General features: G+C 73.0%; 12 protein-coding genes and 1 pseudogene. 10 read left to right on the top strand and 3 right to left on the bottom strand.

Features of this window, described 5'->3' with window-relative positions; genetic code table 11:
* Nucleotides 1–169: 169 nt before the first annotated feature.
* From lepA to hemW, 4 genes are all read left to right on the top strand, one after another.
* Entirely contained in the window at nucleotides 170–2,044 is a 1,875-nt protein-coding gene (gene lepA / locus G3I41_RS34500; RefSeq protein ID WP_164404456.1) for a translation elongation factor 4, read from the top strand.
* 215 nt (nucleotides 2,045–2,259) lie between these two features.
* Entirely contained in the window at nucleotides 2,260–4,149 is a 1,890-nt protein-coding gene (locus G3I41_RS34495) for a long-chain fatty acid--CoA ligase (protein WP_164404455.1), read from the top strand.
* Nucleotides 4,150–4,383: 234 nt separating this feature from the next.
* Entirely contained in the window at nucleotides 4,384–6,276 is a 1,893-nt protein-coding gene (locus tag G3I41_RS34490) for an ATP-binding SpoIIE family protein phosphatase (RefSeq protein ID WP_164404486.1), read from the top strand.
* A gap of 45 nt (nucleotides 6,277–6,321) precedes the next feature.
* On the top strand, nucleotides 6,322–7,563 hold the full coding sequence (gene hemW / locus G3I41_RS34485; RefSeq protein WP_164404454.1) for a radical SAM family heme chaperone HemW: 1,242 nt from the start codon (nucleotides 6,322–6,324) through the stop codon (nucleotides 7,561–7,563).
* A 46-nt stretch (nucleotides 7,564–7,609) separates the two neighbouring features.
* Here hemW and G3I41_RS34480 read toward each other — a convergent pair whose 3' ends face one another.
* From G3I41_RS34480 to G3I41_RS34470, 3 genes are all read right to left on the bottom strand, one after another.
* A complete protein-coding gene (locus G3I41_RS34480; RefSeq protein ID WP_164404453.1) occupies nucleotides 7,610–10,483 on the bottom strand; it encodes a hypothetical protein in 2,874 nt (957 codons plus the stop codon).
* 116 nt (nucleotides 10,484–10,599) lie between these two features.
* Nucleotides 10,600–11,418 carry a DUF3097 domain-containing protein gene (locus G3I41_RS34475; protein WP_164404452.1) on the bottom strand — a complete coding sequence of 273 codons (819 nt, stop codon included), beginning with the start codon at nucleotides 11,416–11,418 and terminating at the stop codon, nucleotides 10,600–10,602.
* Nucleotides 11,419–11,521: 103 nt separating this feature from the next.
* Nucleotides 11,522–12,244 carry an MBL fold metallo-hydrolase gene (locus tag G3I41_RS34470; RefSeq protein ID WP_164404451.1) on the bottom strand — a complete coding sequence of 241 codons (723 nt, stop codon included), beginning with the start codon at nucleotides 12,242–12,244 and terminating at the stop codon, nucleotides 11,522–11,524.
* A gap of 184 nt (nucleotides 12,245–12,428) precedes the next feature.
* On the opposite strand from G3I41_RS34470, the gene hrcA reads away from it, so the two are divergent.
* The 6 genes and pseudogenes from hrcA to G3I41_RS34440 form a co-directional block, all read left to right on the top strand.
* Complete coding sequence (hrcA, locus tag G3I41_RS34465; RefSeq protein WP_018103247.1) at nucleotides 12,429–13,445, top strand: heat-inducible transcriptional repressor HrcA; 1,017 nt, start codon at nucleotides 12,429–12,431, stop codon at nucleotides 13,443–13,445.
* Nucleotides 13,446–14,582 carry a molecular chaperone DnaJ gene (gene dnaJ / locus G3I41_RS34460; RefSeq protein ID WP_164404450.1) on the top strand — a complete coding sequence of 379 codons (1,137 nt, stop codon included), beginning with the start codon at nucleotides 13,446–13,448 and terminating at the stop codon, nucleotides 14,580–14,582. It abuts the gene before it with no gap.
* Nucleotides 14,583–14,693: 111 nt separating this feature from the next.
* Entirely contained in the window at nucleotides 14,694–15,767 is a 1,074-nt protein-coding gene (locus G3I41_RS34455; RefSeq protein ID WP_164404449.1) for a nitronate monooxygenase, read from the top strand.
* Complete coding sequence (locus tag G3I41_RS34450; RefSeq protein ID WP_164404448.1) at nucleotides 15,764–16,510, top strand: 16S rRNA (uracil(1498)-N(3))-methyltransferase; 747 nt, start codon at nucleotides 15,764–15,766, stop codon at nucleotides 16,508–16,510. The genes G3I41_RS34455 and G3I41_RS34450 overlap by 4 nt, the downstream gene beginning before the upstream one ends.
* A gap of 192 nt (nucleotides 16,511–16,702) precedes the next feature.
* Nucleotides 16,703–17,113, top strand: coding sequence for a hypothetical protein (locus G3I41_RS34445; RefSeq protein WP_164404485.1), 411 nt, complete (start codon nucleotides 16,703–16,705; stop codon nucleotides 17,111–17,113).
* 251 nt (nucleotides 17,114–17,364) lie between these two features.
* Nucleotides 17,365–18,466, top strand: a pseudogene (locus tag G3I41_RS34440) (peptidase S41); the annotation flags it as partial.

Below are 18,466 nucleotides of genomic sequence, written 5' to 3'. Positions count from 1 at the left end.
CGGCCCGAGAGCCACATGGCACAGCTGTCCACGGTAGCAGGAGCGGTCCGACCGGCCCAAACCGGTCGCCGCCCCGCAGGCGTGGGACGATGGAGGCTACGTACAGATCCGCCCCGACCCGAACCGACCCGAGACACGGCGTCCGGCGTCTCAAGAATCAGGACCCTGCGTGCCCGCGACTCCTCTCCACGTGCCCGAGCCGAGCCGTACCGACCCGGCGCTGATCCGCAACTTCTGCATCATCGCGCACATCGACCACGGCAAGTCGACCCTTGCCGACCGGATGCTCCAGCTCACCGGGGTGGTCGACCAGCGGCAGATGCGCGCTCAGTACCTCGACCGGATGGACATCGAGCGCGAGCGCGGCATCACCATCAAGTCCCAGGCGGTCCGGCTGCCCTGGGCGCCGACCAGCGGTGAGGGCCAGGGCAGCACCCATGTCCTCAACATGATCGACACGCCGGGCCACGTCGACTTCACCTACGAGGTCTCCCGGTCACTGGCCGCCTGCGAGGGCACGATCCTGCTGGTCGACGCCGCGCAGGGCATCGAGGCCCAGACCCTGGCCAACCTCTACCTCGCGATGGAGAACGACCTCACCATCGTCCCGGTGCTCAACAAGATCGACCTGCCGGCCGCCCAGCCCGAGAAGTTCTCCGAGGAACTGGCCCACCTCATCGGCTGCCAGCCGGAGGACGTGCTCAAGGTCTCCGCGAAGACCGGCATGGGGGTGGACGCGCTGCTCGACCGCGTCGTCCGGGACGTTCCGGCGCCCGTCGGGAAGGCCGACGCGCCCGCCCGCGCGATGATCTTCGACTCGGTCTACGACTCGTACCGGGGCGTCGTCACGTACGTCCGTGTCGTCGACGGCTCGCTGAACAAGCGCGAGCGGATCCGGATGATGTCGACCGGCGCCACGCACGAGCTGCTGGAGATCGGTGTCTCCTCGCCGGAGATGACGCCCTCCGACGGCATCGGTGTCGGCGAGGTCGGCTACATCATCACCGGTGTGAAGGACGTCCGGCAGTCCAAGGTCGGTGACACGATCACCTCGCTGAACAACGGGGCGACCGAGGCGCTGGGCGGTTACAAGGACCCCAAGCCGATGGTGTTCTCCGGGCTCTACCCGCTGGACGGCTCGGACTACCCGGACCTGCGCGAGGCCCTGGACAAGCTCCAGCTCAACGACGCCGCCCTGGTGTACGAGCCGGAGACCTCCGCGGCGCTCGGCTTCGGCTTCCGTGTCGGCTTCCTCGGCCTGCTCCACCTGGACGTGGTCCGCGAGCGGCTGGAGCGCGAGTTCGGCCTCGACCTCATCGCCACCGCGCCCAACGTGGTGTACCGGGTCGAGATGGAGGACGGCACCGAGCACACCGTCACCAACCCGAGTGAATTCCCCGAGGGCAAGATCGACAAGGTGCACGAGCCGGTCGTCCGGGCCACGGTCCTGGCGCCCAGCGAGTTCATCGGCGCGATCATGGAGCTGTGCCAGCAGCGCCGCGGCACCCTCCTCGGCATGGACTACCTCTCCGAGGACCGCGTCGAGATCCGCTACACGCTGCCGCTCGCGGAGATCGTCTTCGACTTCTTCGACCAGCTGAAGTCGAAGACCCGCGGTTACGCCTCCCTCGACTACGAGCCCACCGGCGAGCAGTCGGCCCAGCTCGTCAAGGTCGACATCCTGCTGCACGGCGACAAGGTCGACGCGTTCTCCGCGGTCACCCACAAGGACAAGGCGTACGCGTACGGCGTGCGCCTCGTCGCGAAGCTGCAGAAGCTCATCCCCCGGCAGAACTTCGAGGTGCCGATCCAGGCGGCCATCGGCTCCCGGGTGATCGCCCGCGAGACCGTCCGCGCCATCCGCAAGGACGTGCTCGCCAAGTGCTACGGCGGCGACATCTCCCGTAAGCGCAAGCTGCTGGAGAAGCAGAAGGAAGGCAAGAAGCGGATGAAGATGGTCGGCAACGTGGAGGTGCCGCAGGACGCGTTCATCTCCGTGCTGTCGACCGACGAGTCCGCCGGGGAAGGCAAGGCCAAGAAGTAGTCCCGGCAGGCAGAGACGGCGGCCCCCGTATCGCAGCACGCTGCGATACGGGGGCCCGTTCGTTATCAAGCGGGGTCCGATTGCCTCTTACGCGGGGCGCGCGGGCGCTTTACCCTGATCACGACTTCTTAGTTACTCGCCAGTTAAGCAAGCGGGATCGCAGCACGTAGACGCAGACAGCAGCAAGCACCACCGCCGCAGGCCCGGAGGATGTCGTGAGCGACACACAGACCATGATCGATAACCGTCCGCCCTCCGTGGCGACCCTCTTCATCGACCGGGTGGCGGCCACCCCGGACGGGGAGGCGTACCGCTACCCCGTGCCCGCGGCCGGCGGCGAGGGCCCCGACGAGTGGAAGTCGCTCAGCTGGGCGCAGGCCGCCGAGCGGGTGTACGCCGTGGCCGCCGGGCTGATCGCGCTCGGCGTGAACCCGGAGGAGCGCGTCGCTCTCGCCTCCTCCACCCGGGTCGAGTGGATCCTCGTCGACCTCGGCGTCATGTGCGCGGGCGCCGCGACCACCACGGTCTACCCCTCCACCAACGCCGAGGAGTCGGCGTTCATCCTCGCCGACTCCGAGAGCCGGGTCCTGATCGCCGAGGACGCCGCCCAGCTGGCCAAGGCCCGCGAGCGCCGCGCCGAGCTCCCGGACCTGGCCCACGTCGTGGTCATCGACGCGGAGGGCGCCGGTCCGGCCGAGGGCGACCCCGAGGGCTGGGTGCTCACCCTCGCCGAGCTGGAGGCCCTGGGCGCCGAGCACCTGGCGAAGAACCCGGAGGCGGTCCGCGAGCGCGTCGACGCCATCACCGCCGAGCAGCTGGCGACCCTCATCTACACCTCGGGCACCACCGGCCGCCCCAAGGGCGTACGGCTGCCGCACGACAACTGGTCGTACATGGCCAAGGCCACCGTCTCCACCGGCCTGATCACCAAGGACGACGTCCAGTACCTCTGGCTGCCGCTCGCCCACGTCTTCGGCAAGGTCCTCACCTCCGGGCAGATCGAGGTCGGCCACGTCACCGCCGTCGACGGCCGCGTGGACAAGATCATCGAGAACCTGCCGGTCGTCCAGCCCACCTACATGGCCGCCGTGCCGCGCATCTTCGAGAAGGTCTACAACGGGGTCGCGGCCAAGGCACGTGCGGGCGGCGGGGCCAAGTACAAGATCTTCCAGTGGGCGGCCGGCGTCTCCCGCGAGTACGCCAGGGTCTCCCAGGACAACTTCCGGCGCACCGGCAAGGCGTCCGTGCCCTTCGCGCTCGGCAGCAAGCACAAGGTCGCCGACGCGCTGGTCTTCGCCAAGATCCGCGAGGCGTTCGGCGGCCGGCTCCGCGCCTGCGTCTCCGGCTCCGCCGCGCTCGCCCCCGACATCGGGCTCTTCTTCTCCGGCGCCGGCATCCACATCCTGGAGGGCTACGGCCTCACCGAGTCGAGCGCCGCCTCCTTCGTCAACCCGGGCGAGAGCTACCGCACCGGCACGGTCGGCAAACCGCTGCCCGGCACCGAGGTGCGGATCGCCGACGACGGCGAGATCCTGCTGCGCGGCCCCGGCATCATGCAGGGCTACCAGGGCCTGCCGGACAAGACCGCCGAGGTGCTGGAGGCCGACGGCTGGTTCCACACCGGCGACATCGGCGAGCTCTCCGTCGACGGCTACCTCCGGATCACCGATCGCAAGAAGGACCTGATCAAGACGTCGGGCGGCAAGTACATCGCGCCCGCCGAGGTCGAGGGCCAGTTCAAGGCCGTGTGCCCGTTCGTCTCCAACATCCTCGTGCACGGCGCGGACCGTAACTTCTGCACGGCGCTGATCGCCCTGGACGAGCCCACCATCCTCGGCTGGGCCGCCGAGAACGGCATGGGGGGCAAGTCGTACGCGGACGTCGTGGCCTCTCCGAAGACCGTCGAGCTGATCGACGGCTACGTCAAGCGCCTCAACGAGGGCCTTCAGCGCTGGCAGACCATCAAGAAGTTCCGGCTGCTCCCGCGCGACCTCGACATCGAGCACGGCGAGGTCACACCCAGCCTCAAGCTGAAGCGGCCGGTCGTCGAGCGCACCTACAAGGACCTCATCGAGGAGATGTACGCCGGTTCCCGGGAGGCGTGACCCGCACTCCGCCCGGCGCCCGATCCACCTCCGTACGCCCCCCGAAAGCCCCCCGCGCACCCCGGCGCGGGGGGGCCGGCGCGTTCTCGCCGCACCTTCGTGACCACCCACTTCCGTAACTCGGCGCGTATGTGAAGGGCCGATCTGTCACTCTGTCCGTGTCGTCAGCGGCGCACCACGGAGAAACAGGCAGAGCGAGAACAGGTCAGGAGCCGCCCTGTGGGGTCCATTCCCTTGCAGCGGGACATCGTGCAGCATCCCGGAACCACCGCCGCCACAGGCGCACAGCCGGTCGCCCGGACCAGCCTGCCCGGCAACCTCCTCGCGCCCGCCGCGGCCCGGCGGTTCGTCACCGCCGCGCTGGACGAGTGGACCGGGCTCGGGCTGCCCGCCGCGGTCGGGTTCAGCGAGCGGCTGTCCGACGACGCCGCGATGATCGTCAGCGAGCTGGTGACCAACGCCGTCGTGCACGCGGGCACCGCGGTCGAACTGCTCTTCCGGCTGGAGGAGTCCACCGAGGACGAGGAGGCCGCGCTCGTCCTGGAGGTCGCCGACCACCACCCCGGCCGCACGGTCCGCGGCGACCACGCGCACAGCGCCGAGAACGTCGGCGAGCCCGCAGACTACGGGCGCGGCCTCGACATCGTCGCCGCCCTCGCCGAGCGGTGGGGCATCACCTACCGCACCGGCACGAAGACCGTCTGGGCCCGGCTCCCCGTGGACGACTGGAACCCGTTCCCCGAGGGGCGCGGCGAGACCGGCCTCGACCGCGGCCTGCGCGCCGCCGAACTGCTCGCCCCCACCGCCCGGCGGACCGCCCGCGACGACGGGGACTGGGCCGGGCGCGGCGCGCTGTCCTTCCTCGCCGAGGCGTCCGACCTGCTGGCCGGGCAGCTGGACGAGGACATCGTGGCGGCCCTCGCCGGACAGTTACTCGTCCCCCGCCTCGCCGACTGGTGCGCGATCTGGCTGGAGCCCGAGAGCGGCGGCCCCGCCGCCGTCCCCCGCCTGGCCAAGGTCTGGCACGTGGACGAGGAACGGATCGGACCGCTGCGCGCCCTGCTGGAGGGCGACCCGCTCCGGCTGCCCGAGCGCGTCGGCACCGGTGCCGTCTCCATGCCGTGGCCCGGCAGCGCGGAGGACGGCGAACCACCGGACGAGGAGGAGGGCGTCGCGTTCGCCTACCGCGTCACCTCGGGCGGCCGCGCCCTCGGAGCCGTACTGCTGGGCCGCGAGTCCACCGACCGCCTGCCCGACGAGCTGACGGCCCTCATCGAGGACTTCGTGCGCCGGGTCGGCCTCGCCGTCGGCGCCGCCCGCGCCTACACCCGCCAGGCCACCATCAGCCGCATCCTCCAGCGCGGGCTGCTGCCCAGCAAGGTCGCCCGGATACCGGGTGTGGCCAGCTCGCTCGTCTACGAACCGAGCGACGACGGCGTCGTCGGCGGTGACTTCTACGACATCTTCCCGTGCCCCGGCGACCGCTGGTGCTTCGTCCTCGGCGACGTCCAGGGCAGCGGCCCCGAGGCCGCCGTCGTCACCGGCCTGGCCCGCCCCTGGCTGCGGCTGCTGGCCCGCGAGGGCTTCCAGGCCGACGAGGTCCTGGTCCGCCTCAACCGGCTGCTCCTGGACGACGCCATGGAGGCCGCCGAGGCCGCCGCGCTCATGGTCGCCGCCGCCGGCGGCCAGCACTCCGCGGACAACGGCGGGCAGTCCCGCTTCCTGTCCCTGCTGTACGGGGAGCTGGTCCCGCTGCCCGGCGGCGGCGCGCGCTGCACCCTGGCCAGCGCCGGGCACCCGCTGCCGCTGCTGCTGCGCCCGGACGGCACCGTGCGGCCCGCCGCCGAGCCGCAGCTGCTGCTCGGGCTGATGGACGACGCCGTCTACGGGACCCAGAGCTTCGACCTGGCGCCCGGTGACAGCCTGCTCTGCGTCACCGACGGGGTCACGGAGCGGCGGTCGGGCGCCCTGATGTTCGACGACGGGGACGGGCTGGCGAAGGCGCTGTCGGGGTGCGCGGGGCTGAGCGCGGAGGAGATCGCGGAGCGCATCAAGCACGCCGTGCACGACTTCGCCGAGCGCCCGCCGGACGACGACCTGGCGCTGCTGGTGCTCCAGGCCGAGTAGCGCCGGTCCGGGGCGTGGCGTCCGTTCGCCGGGCGGCGCGCGACAATGGGCGGTATGCCTTCCGTACTGCCCGATGGTGAACCCGTGCCCGACGACGGGGCGCTGCCCCGCCATGCCCTGGAAGGCGCAGCCGGCCGCCCGCTCGGCTTCTACCTGCACGTGCCGTACTGCGCGACCCGCTGCGGCTACTGCGACTTCAACACCTACACGGCGACCGAGCTGCGCGGCTCCGGCGGCGCCCTGGCCTCCCGCGACAACTACGCCTCCCACCTCGTCGGCGAGATCCGCCAGGCCCGCAAGGTCCTCGGCGACGACCCGCGCCCGGTCCGCACGGTCTTCGTCGGCGGCGGTACGCCGACCCTGCTGGCCGCGGCCGACCTGGTCCGGATGCTGGCGGCGGTCCGCGAGGAGTTCGGGCTCGCGGACGACGCCGAGATCACGACCGAGGCCAACCCGGAGTCCGTCGGCCCCGCCTACCTGGCCGAGCTGCGCGAGGGCGGCTTCAACCGGATCTCCTTCGGCATGCAGAGCGCCCGGCAGCACGTCCTGAAGATCCTCGACCGCACCCACACCCCGGGCAGGCCCGAGGCGTGCGTGGCCGAGGCGCGGGCGGCCGGCTTCGAGCACATCAACCTGGACCTGATCTACGGCACCCCCGGCGAGTCCGACGACGACTGGCGCGCCTCCCTGGACGCGGCGATCGGTGCCGGGCCCGACCACGTGTCCGCGTACGCGCTGATCGTGGAGGAGGGCACCGGCCTCGCGCGCCGGATCAAGCGCGGCGAGATCCCGATGACCGACGACGACGCGCACGCCGACCGCTACCTCGTCGCGGACGAGGCGATGGCCGCCGCCGGCTACTCCTGGTACGAGGTGTCGAACTGGGCCCGTACGCCCGAGGGCCGCTGCCTGCACAACGAGCTGTACTGGCGGGGCGCCGACTGGTGGGGCGCCGGGCCGGGCGCGCACAGCCACGTCGGGGGCGTGCGCTGGTGGAACGTGAAGCACCCGGGGGCGTACGCACAGGCGCTCGCCGAAGGGCGTTCGCCGGGGGCCGGGCGCGAGATCCTGTCCGCCGAGGACCGCCGCGTCGAGCGCATCCTGCTGGAACTGCGGCTCGTGGACGGCTGCCCGCTCTCCCTGCTGGCTCCCGCCGGCCTCGCGGCGGCCCGCCGGGCGGTCGCCGACGGCCTCCTGGAACCGGTGCCGTTCGAGGACGGGCGGGCCGTGCTGACGCTGCGCGGGCGGCTGCTGGCCGACGCGGTGGTGCGCGACCTGGTGGACTGAGCGGGGCGCGCCCGGGGGCGTACGCGGATCGAGGCGTACGCCCCGCTCACTCCAGCGGGCATCCGGCCGGAGTCAGCGCCCGCGCCCCCGCGGCCCGGCCGCAGATGATCCGGGCGCGGCTCCGGCCGTCCGGGTAGGTGATCTGCACGACGTCCAGCCCGTGGCCCGCCTGGGCCTCGTACGGGATGAAGCCGCGGAAGGTGACCGTCCCCGTGGGCATCTTCCGCAGGTTCACCGCGTAGAGGTTCGCCCACGTCTCCGCGGCGCTGTTCGCCGTGTCGCCGTGGCTCGCCGCGTCGTACAACGCGGCCGTGGCGCTGTACGACATCACCGACTGGCCGCTCGCGAAGAGCGGGTCCTCGTACGGTTTCGACGCCGGCAGGCGGGGAAGCGTCGCGCCCTTGGGCAGCAGCTTCCCCAGGGCCCGGCGCGACTCCTCGTAGAAGCCGTCGGCGCGGCCGCGGCTCATCGGCGCGAGGGTCGTGTGGTAGAGCGTGACGTTCCTCGTGGTGTCCGTGCTCGTGTCGAGCCGGGCCTTGGACAGGTCGTCGCCCGTGAAGACGGTGATCGGGCGGCGCGAGCAGCTGTGGGCGAGCCGGCTCATCAGGTTGGCGACGTCCTCGACCCGGCCCGCGAAGTACAGGGCGTCCGGCGCCGGGTCGGCCGCGCAGATCCGCTGCACCGGCCGGTCCAGGTCGGCGCTGCTGCGGCGGCCGAGGTCGTACTCCACCGGATCCGACAGCTCGAAGCCCGACTCCTCCAGCATCGCGCCGCCCACCTCTTGCTGCTCCAGCGTGTAGCGGTCCTTGTCGTTGTTGCCGAGCTTGCGCGACAGGACCAGGGCCTGCGGCTTGTGCCTGCCGGCCGCCTTCTCGGCCACCTGCTCGGCGACGAGACCGAGGGCGTCCGCCTGCTCCTGGTCGGTGGCCGCCAGGCCGAAGTAGTTGGAGTAGTCCGTCGCCAGGTAGCCGCCGGAGTTGGTGGTGTCCACCACGGGCAGGCCCGCCTGCTGCAGGAGCGCGGTGGCCTCCGGGCTGTCGGTGGTGTCACGGCCGAGCCCCACCACGCCGACGACCGACTGGTCCCTTTCGGCCACCTCGATGATCTTCTTCACCGCGGGTATCTGCTGGAGCATGTCCTGCCCGCCGTTGGCGGTCAGCACCCGCAGCTTGACGGAGAAGTCCAGCGTGTTGGTGTGGTGCTGGAAGAGGTAGACGCCGGTCAGCTCCTCCAGGGCCTTGCGGGTGCGCTCCGGGGACGGGGCGGTGAACGGACCCGCGTAGATCAGCGTGACGTACTTGTCGCCCGGCTCGATCGAGGCGTTCTCCTCGGCCACCGCCCGCTCGATCCGGTCGAAGGTGACCCCCGCCCCGGCCCCGTCCAGCTCCAGGTCGTTGCCCTTCGCGAAGCGCACCCGGGTGGTCGTCGCCACACCGACGCACTCCTTGCCCCCGCCGCCCGGACCGTCCAGCCGCAACGAGTCGGTGTCGACGTCCGTGAGCGGGCCGTGGCAGTAGCGGTCGGCCAGGTGGTTGCTCAGCAGCATCGTCCCCAGCAGCGCGCCGGCCATCAGACAGGCGACCGTCGTCCGCGACATCACCCACCACACCCACGTCCTGCGCACCCGCTCCGTGGTCAGCTGCGCGTGCGCGTGCTCGTGGGTCAGCTGCGCCGTCGACAGCGGCAGCCGCAGCACCCAGGCGGGCGTGGCCGTGGCCGAGGGCGACTGGCCCACGCTGAGGTGGCCGACCCAGTCCTCGTACCGGGCCCGTGCCGCACCCGTGTGCGCGGGCGGCGGGTCGGGCGGCAGCGGCGGGGTGTGCCGCAGGATCTCGGCCGCCGGCAGGGAGGCCAGGAGCAGCAGCGGATCGACCTCGCTGCGCCGGGAGCGGACGTTGTTGACCGCGTTGATCAGCTGGACGCCGCCGTTGCTCTGGACGGCCCTCGGCAGGAAGACCACCGGCGGCACGGTCCGCTTGCCGCGCCGCCAGTCCGCCGCGTGCGGCCGGTAGTTGTTGCGCAGGTCCTCCAGCAGCGCCTGGACCCGCAGCTCCAGGTGGAACTGGCGGGCCCGCTCGTCGCCCGCCGCCGCGTCGGCCACCCGCCCGGCGACCACCGCCGCCCGCGCCCGGATCACCCGCCACGAACCGCTCGGGGAGAACCGGGACCAGCCGTCCGACGGATAGCCGGTGCTGGCGGCGGCCAGCGACGAGGTGGTGGCGAACCACTTGCTGGCCCGGCGCAGCCACAGCAGCGGCGGCGCCGACGTCGACACCAGCCGGATCACCGCGAGCCCGAGGACCGCCCCCACGGCCACCAGCACGGTCGGCAGCCAGCCGATCTCGCCGAGCAGCACACCCAGGACCGCGATGACCACGGCCCCCACGAACGTCTCCGGCCGCACCGACTCACGGAACGCGGTCCACCAGGTGCCCCGGCCGCGCCGCCCGGCCCGCCAGCGCAGCGCGCTCAGCTCCTCCAGGATCCGCTCGTCGCGCTGGTCCCGGGAGCAGCCCGGGTCCGGATCCCGCAGCACGGCCTCGGTGGCCTGTTCGATGGCGCCGAGCAGCCGGGAACGGGGGAAGGAGAACGGCTTGTACTGCGATCCGCCCCGGGTCTCCCACGGCTTCTCGGTCAGCGTGCGGACCATGTCGAGCGCCGCGTCGTACGGGGTGTCGCCGCGCCCGTCGAGCAGTCTCAGGGGGACGCGGCGCGGCTGGTTGGCCCGGTGGATCTGGCGCACGATCTGCTCGACCCGGGCGTCCACGGCGGGCGGTACGTCGGCGTCGGCGGCCTGGAGGACCACCAGCGGCATCACGGGCCGGTTGTCGCGGTAGCGGTCGATGAGCTGCTGCACGAAGTGGAAAACGGCGGAGGCCGCCTCGTTCTCCGCACTGTCCCGCCAGACCTCGCGTGCCATCGCCCCGTGCCTTCCCTCGCGAAAAGAGCCTGGCCCCACTCAATAACCGATGATGTGTGCGAGGCGCAGGCATTCATCCGGATCGGTGCCGGATCGACGGGAAGACCAGCCGGACATCAGTCCGGAAGGGTGACGAAATCAATCAATTCCTCGACCCTGCCCAGGAGTTCGGGCTGGAGGTCCCGGTAGGAGCGGACCGAGGACAGGATGCGCTGCCAGGCCGCGCCGGTGTTCTCCGGCCAGCCCAGCGCCCGGCACACGCCCGTCTTCCAGTCCTGCCCGCGCGGCACCACCGGCCATCCGGCGATCCCCACCGACGCGGGCTTCACGGCCTCCCACACGTCGATGTACGGGTGCCCGACCACCAGCACGTCGCCGTCCGACACCTGGGCCGCGATCCGGGACTCCTTGGAACCGGGCACCAGATGGTCGACGAGTACCCCGAGGCGGGCGTCCGGCGCGGGCGCGAACTCCCGCACGATCGCCGGCAGGTCGTCGATCCCCTCCAGGTACTCCACGACCACGCCCTCGATGCGGAGGTCGTCGCCCCAGACCCGCTCGACCAGCTCCGCGTCGTGCCGTCCCTCCACGTAGATCCGCCCGGCCCGCGCCACCCGCGCCCGTGCACCGGGCACCGCCACCGAACCGGAGGCCGTACGCGCGGGCCGCACCGGCCCCCCGGCCGACGGGCGCACCAGCGTGACGACCCGGCCCTCCAGCAGGAAGCCGCGCGGCGCCATCGGGAAGACCCGGTGCTTGCCGAACCGGTCCTCCAGGGTCACCGTCGGCCCCTCGGCGGTCTTCTCGCACCGGATGACCGCGCCGCAGAATCCGGTGACCGCCTCCTCCACGACCAGATCGGTCTCGGCGGGCACCTCCGGGGCGGGGGCGGACTTCTTCCACGGCGGGGTCAGATCGGGCTGGTAGCTGCGCATCGCACGACGATAAGCGGGGAAGGCCCGCGACACGCCGAACCGGGACGCCGTCCGGCCACCCGCCTTCCCCGCCGGCCAGGACGCGGCCGAGCACCCGCCGCCCCTACGACACGCCGAACCGCCCCGCCAGCGCCTCCCGCTGGGCCCGGACGAACGCCGCGTCCACCACCGCCCCGTGCCCCGGCACGTACAGCGCGGCCTCCCCGCCCAGCTCCAGCAGCCGGTCCAGCGCCGCCGGCCAGCGCGCCGGACGGGCGTCCGGGCCCGCCTGGGGTTCGCCGGACTCCTCGACCAGGTCGCCGCAGAACACCAGGGCGGGGGGGCCCGGGACCAGTACCGCGAGGTCGTGGCCGCTGTGCGCGGCGCCCATGTCCACCAGAACCGCCTCCCGGCCGCCGCCCAGATCCACCGTCAGCTCCCCGCGCACCTCGTGGTCCGGGGCGACCAGCACGTCGACGGACCCGGCCGCGTCCGCCTCGGGCAGTCCCTGGGCCACCGCGTCCGCGTACAGCCCGTCCGCCCCGCGCCGCAGCAGCTCCGCCACGCCCTCGGAGCCGTACACCCGCGCACCGGCGAACGCCGCCGTGCCCAGCACATGGTCGAAATGGGGGTGGCTGAGTGCGATGTGCGTCACCCTCCGGCCGAGCAGCGCCTCGGCCTGGGTGCGCAGTTCCACACCCTCGCGCAGTGACGAGCCGGTGTCGCAGAGCAGTGCCCCGTCCGGACCGGCCACCAGCAGGGCCGTCGCGTCCCAGCGGGGAAGGCGCCGGCGGCCCGTTCCGTGACCCAGCCGCTCCCATCCGAAGTCTTCCCAAGAGGCATCCATGCGGCGACGCTATCGGCAGCGACCTGCGCGATCGGTCGGCACCGTGGCCGGTCGCCCTTGCTAGGGCACCACCCCGTCGCCGTACACTGGCCGGGGATCGCTGGCACTCGTACGCACCGAGTGCCAGGAGGAATCCCGGGAACGGCCCGGGACACCGACGTGGACAGCTGGAGGTGTGCGCGCGATGCTCAGCGAACGCAGACTCGAAGTGCTGCGCGCGATCGTCCAGGACTACGTCGGGACCGAGGAGCCCGTCGGCTCCAAGGCGCTCACCGAGCGGCACAAGCTGGGGGTCTCCCCGGCGACCGTCCGCAACGACATGGCGGTGCTGGAGGAGGAGGGCTTCATCGCCCAGCCCCACACCAGCGCCGGGCGCATCCCGACGGACAAGGGCTACCGGCTCTTCGTGGACAAGCTGGCGGGCGTCAAGCCGCTCTCGTCGCCGGAGCGCCGCGCCATCCAGAACTTCCTCGACGGCGCGGTCGACCTGGACGACGTCGTGGGCCGTACCGTACGGCTGCTCGCGCAGCTGACCCGGCAGGTCGCCGTCGTGCAGTACCCCTCGCTGACCCGTTCCACGGTGCGGCATGTGGAGCTGCTGTCCCTGGCCCCGGCGCGGCTGATGCTCGTGCTGATCACGGACACCGGCCGGGTCGAACAGCGGCTGGTGGACTGCCCGGCGCCGTTCGGCGAGACCTCCCTCGCCGATCTGCGGGCCCGGCTCAACAGCCGGGTGGTGGGGCGCCGGTTCGCGGACGTCCCGCAGCTGGTGCAGGACCTGCCGGAATCCTTCGAGAGCGAGGACCGGGGAACCGTGTCCACCGTCCTCTCGATCCTGCTCGAAACCCTCGTCGAGGAGACGGAGGAGCGGCTGATGATCGGCGGCACCTCCAACCTCACCCGCTTCGGACACGACTTCCCGGTGATGATCCGGCCGGTGCTGGAGGCACTGGAGGAGCAGGTCGTGCTGCTGAAGCTGCTCGGCGAGGCCAAGGACTCGGGCATGACCGTGCGCATCGGGCACGAGAACGCCCACGAGGGGCTCAACTCCACGTCCGTCGTCGCGGTCGGCTACGGTTCGGGCGACGAGGCAGTCGCCAAACTCGGCGTGGTCGGACCGACCCGCATGGACTACCCCGGAACGATGGGAGCGGTACGCGCAGTGGCACGTTACGTCGGACAGATCCTGGCGGAGTCGTAAGTGGCCACGGACTACTACGCCGTACTCGGCGTGCGCCGCGACGCTTCCCAGGACGAGATCAAGAAGGCGTTCCGGAGGCTCGCCCGCGAGCTGCACCCGGACGTCAACCCCGATCCGAAGACCCAGGAGCGGTTCAAGGAGATCAACGCCGCTTACGAGGTCCTGTCGGACGCGCAGAAGAAGCAGGTCTACGACCTCGGCGGCGATCCGCTCTCGCAGTCCGGCGGCGCCGGCGCGGGCGGCTTCGGCCAGGGCGGCTTCGGCAACTTCTCCGACATCATGGACGCCTTCTTCGGTACGTCGTCGCAGCGCGGGCCCCGCTCGCGCACCCGGCGCGGCCAGGACGCCATGATCCGGCTGGAGATCGACCTCTCCGAGGCCACCTTCGGCACCACCAAGGACATCCAGGTCGACACCGCCGTCGTCTGCACCACGTGCAGCGGCGAGGGCGCGGCCCCCGGCACCTCGGCGCAGACCTGCGACATGTGCCGCGGCCGCGGTGAGGTCTCCCAGGTCACCCGGTCCTTCCTCGGCCAGGTCATGACCTCCCGTCCCTGCCCGCAGTGCCAGGGCTTCGGTACGGTCGTGCCGACCCCGTGCCCGGAGTGCGCCGGCGACGGCCGCATCCGCTCGCGGCGCACGCTGACCGTGAAGATCCCCGCCGGTGTCGACAACGGCACCCGCATCCAGCTCGCGGGCGAGGGCGAGGTCGGCCCCGGCGGCGGCCCGGCCGGCGACCTCTACGTCGAGATCCACGAGCTGCCGCACGCGGTGTTCCAGCGCCGCGGCGACGACCTGCACTGCACGGTCACCATCCCCATGACGGCGGCGGCCCTCGGCACCAAGGTGCCGCTGGAGACGCTGGACGGCCTGGAGGAGGTCGACATCCGGCCGGGCACCCAGTCCGGCCAGTCCGTCCCGCTGCACGGGCGCGGCATCACCCACCTGCGGGGCGGAGGACGCGGCGACCTCATCGTCCACGTCGAGGTGACCACCCCGATGAAGCTGGACCCCGAGCAGGAACGCCTCCTGCGCGAACTGGCCGAGCTGCGCGGCGAGGAGCGGCCCACCGGCCAGTTCCAGCCGGGCCAGCAGGGCCTGTTCTCCCGCCTGAAGGACGCCTTCAACGGCCGCTGACGACCGCGCGCACGCGGTACGGGCCCGGCCACCGAGTCCGTACCGCGCCGCCGCCGGACGCTGTCGCGGGGCGGGCATCACGGGACAGGAAGGACATGACACGATGCGGTCATGCCTCCCGCGCTGACCGCTCTCTGCCGGTACCCCATCGTGCAGGCCCCCATGGCCGGCGGTCCGTCCTGCCCGCAGCTCGCCGCCGCGGTGTCCGAGGCCGGTGCGCTGGGCTTCCTGGCCGCCGGCTACAAGACGGCGGACGCCCTGCGGGACGAGGTCCAGCAGGTGCGCGGGCTGACCGGGCAGCCCTTCGGCGTCAACCTCTTCATGCCGCAGTGCGAACCGGCGGACCCCGCCGTGCTGGAGGACTACCGCCGCCGGCTCACGGACGAGGCCGCCGGTTACGAGACGGAGCTCGGCGACCCGGACGCACCCGGCGACGACGGTTACGAGGACAAGCTCGCCGTCCTCCTCGACGCCCCGGTCCCGGTCGTCTCCTTCACCTTCGGCTGCCCCTCGCGCGACACGCTCGACGCGTTCGCGGCAGCCGGTACGTACACCGTCGTCACGGTCACCTCGCCGGAGGAGGCCCAGGCCGCCGAGTGGGCCGGGGCCGACGCCGTCTGCGCCCAGGGCACCGAGGCGGGCGGCCACCGCTCCACGTTCCACGACGACCCGGCGACCGAGGACGGCGGGACCGGGCTGCTGAGCCTGGTCGCCCAGGTCCGCGAGACCGTGCAGATACCGGTCGTCGCCGCCGGCGGCCTGATGCGCGGCGCCCAGATCGCCGCCGTCCTCGCGGCGGGCGCCGACGCCGCCCAGCTCGGCACCGCCTTCCTGGCCTGCCCGGAGTCCGGCGCCCACGTCCTGCACAAACAGGCCCTGACCAACCCGCTGTTCGTCCGGACCACCCTGACCAGGGCCTTCTCCGGGCGCCCGGCGCGCGGCCTGGTCAACCGCTTCGTGCGCGAGCACGGCCCGCACGCCCCCGCCGCCTACCCCCAGGTCCACCACATGACCTCCGTGCTGCGCAAGGCCGCCGCCCGCGTCGGGGACGCCCAGGGCATGGCGCTGTGGGCCGGGCAGGGGCACCGGATGGCCCGCGAGCTGCCCGCCGGCCGACTGGTCCGGCTGCTCGCCGAGGAACTGGACGCCGCACGGACGGCAGTGAGCACAAGGAGCACGCAGTGACGGCACCCGTCTTCGTCGTCGACCACCTGCCCGACGCCCCCGAGTTCGTCCTCGACGGGCCCGAGGGACGCCACGCCGTCTCCGTGAAGCGGCTGCGCACCGGCGAGGAGGTCGTCCTCACGGACGGCCGCGGCCGGTGGGCCCGGGGCGTCGTGCGCGCCGCCGAAGGCAAGGACCGGCTGGTCGTCGGCGACCTGGACCCGGTCCACGAGGAGCCGCGCCCCGCGCTGCGGATCACCGTCGTCCAGGCCCTGCCCAAGGGGGACCGGGGCGAGGTCGCCGTGGAGACGATGACCGAGACCGGCGTCGACGCGGTCGTCCCGTGGCAGGCGGCGCGCTGCATCACCCAGTGGAAGGGCGACCGCGGCCTCAAGTCCCTGGCCAAGTGGCGCGCCACGGCCCGGGAGGCCGGCAAGCAGTCGCGCCGGGTGCTGTTCCCGGACGTGGCGGACCTGGCCACCACCAAGCAGGTCGCCGGCCTGCTCGCCGCGGCGGACTTCGCGGCCGTCCTGCACGAGGACCGCGACTACGCGAGCGAACCGCTGGCCACCGTCGGTCTGCCCGACGAGGGCGAGATCGTGCTGGTCGTCGGCCCGGAGGGCGGTGTGTCCCCGGACGAGCTGGCCGCGTTCGCCGCCGCCGGTGCCCGTACCTGCCGCCTCGGCCCCACGGTCCTGCGCACCTCGACGGCCGGCACCGCGGCGACGGCGCTGCTCCTGGGACGCACGGGGCGCTGGTCGTGAACCGTCCCCGATGGGGTGGTTGTGCCCGGAATCGGTCTACCGCCCCGTCACCTGCGGTGGGAGGCTGCCCGTATGGGGACGTCAAGGGCAGGGGGCCGTCGTGCGGCCCGTCGTTTTCCGGCCGCGCTCTGCCTCGCCGCGGCCGCCGTCGCCGGGCTCACCGCCTGTGAACCGGGCGACGCCACCGGCGCGTTGAACACCGCGTCCGTCGCCTTCACCACGGACCGGACCGCCACCCGCGCCCTGGAGCACGAAGGCGTCCGGGTGCGCTGGCTGACCTGCACGGCCTCGCTCGACGGAGGCGGTGCCACCCGCTCGGCGGCGCCCTCCGCCGTGCGCCGGACGGCCGAGGTCCACTGCGACGGCAAGACCGAGTCCGGCGGCGACATCGCCCTGGACGGGCAGGTGACCCACGCGGTCGAAGGCCGGTGCGTACGCGGTGACATGACCGCGAAGAGCGATGGCCGCGCCGTCTTCCGGGCCACCCTGCTCGGCGACTGCACCGCCCCGGCCACGACCGCGCCGCCCGCCGGACCACCGGGGCGGGACGGCGGCCCGACGGCCACCGTGACGGTGACGGTCACCGTCCACCCCGGCAAGTGAGGCCGCGGGCGGGGGAGTCGGCGGTCACCGCCGGTCCGCACGTCCCGGTGGCGGGCCCGCACCGCACGACGTACTCCGGCCAACCCCGTGCCACGCGGTCCGCACGTCCCGGTGGCGGGCCCGCACCGCACGACGTACTCCGGCCAACCCCGTGCCACCCGGTCCGCACGTCCCGGTGGCGGGCCCGCACCGCACGACGTACTCCGGCCAACCCCGTGCCACCCGGCACACCCGCGGCCTAGGGTGATCGTGTGACACAGCCTTCCTACCTCAGGTACCCCCACGTCCAAGGTGATGTGATCGCCTTCACCGCCGAGGACGACGTCTGGCTCGCCCCACTCGACGGCGGCCGGGCGTGGCGGGTCAGCGCAGACAACCGTCCCGTCACCCAGCCGCGCATATCTTCCGACGGCTCCCTCGTCGCCTGGACGTCCACCCGCGACGGGGCGCCCGAGGTGCACATCGCCCCCGCCGACGGCGGGCCCTCCCGGCGGCTCACCCACTGGGGCGACGCCCGCACCACCGTGCGCGGCTGGACCCCCGAGGGCGACGTCCTGGTCACCAGCACCCAGGGCCAGCTCTCGCTCCGCCGCACCTGGGCCCGGGCCGTCCCGGTCGACGGCGGCCCCGCGCGGACCCTCCCGTACGGCCCCGTCGGCTCCCTCGCGTACGGGCCCGCCGGGCGCGTCCTGCTGCTCTCGGCCACCATGGGGCGCGAAGCCGCCTCCTGGAAGCGCTACCGGGGCGGCACGGCCGGAAAGCTCTGGCTCGCGGCCGAGGACGACCCGCTGGAGTTCGCCCGGATCCACGAGGACCTCGACGGCAACATCGAGTGCCCGATGTGGGTGGGGGAGCGCCTCGCGTTCCTCTCCGACCACGAGGGCACCGGGGCCCTCTACTCGTCGCTCCCCGACGGCACGGACCTGCGCCGGCACACCCCCGTCGACGGCTTCTACGCCCGGCAGGCCACCACAGACGGCACCCGGGTCGCCTACGCCTCGGCCGGTGAACTGTGGCTCCTGGACAGCCTGGAGAGCGACGAGCCCCGCCGCGTCGAGGTCCGGCTCGGCGGTCAGCGCGCCGACCTCCAGCCCTACCCGCTGCACGCCGACAGCCACCTGACCAGCGCGTCGCCCGACCGCACCGGCCGGGGCAGCGCGGTCCTGTCGCGGGGCGCCGTCCACTGGGTCACCCACCGCGAGGGCCCCGCCCGCGCGCTCGCCGCCGAACCCGGCGTACGGGCCAGGCTGCCGCGCACCTTCCAGGCCGACGGGGACCAGCACGTCGTCTGGGTCACCGACGCCGAGGGCGACGACGCGCTGGAGACCGCCCCCGCCACCGGCACCGCCCCCG

The organism is Streptomyces sp. SID9727 (assembly GCF_010550605.1).
Taxonomy (GTDB): domain Bacteria; phylum Actinomycetota; class Actinomycetes; order Streptomycetales; family Streptomycetaceae; genus Streptomyces.
Note: the sequence above shows the minus strand (reverse complement) of the source record. Positions and strands in the feature narration are given on the sequence as shown.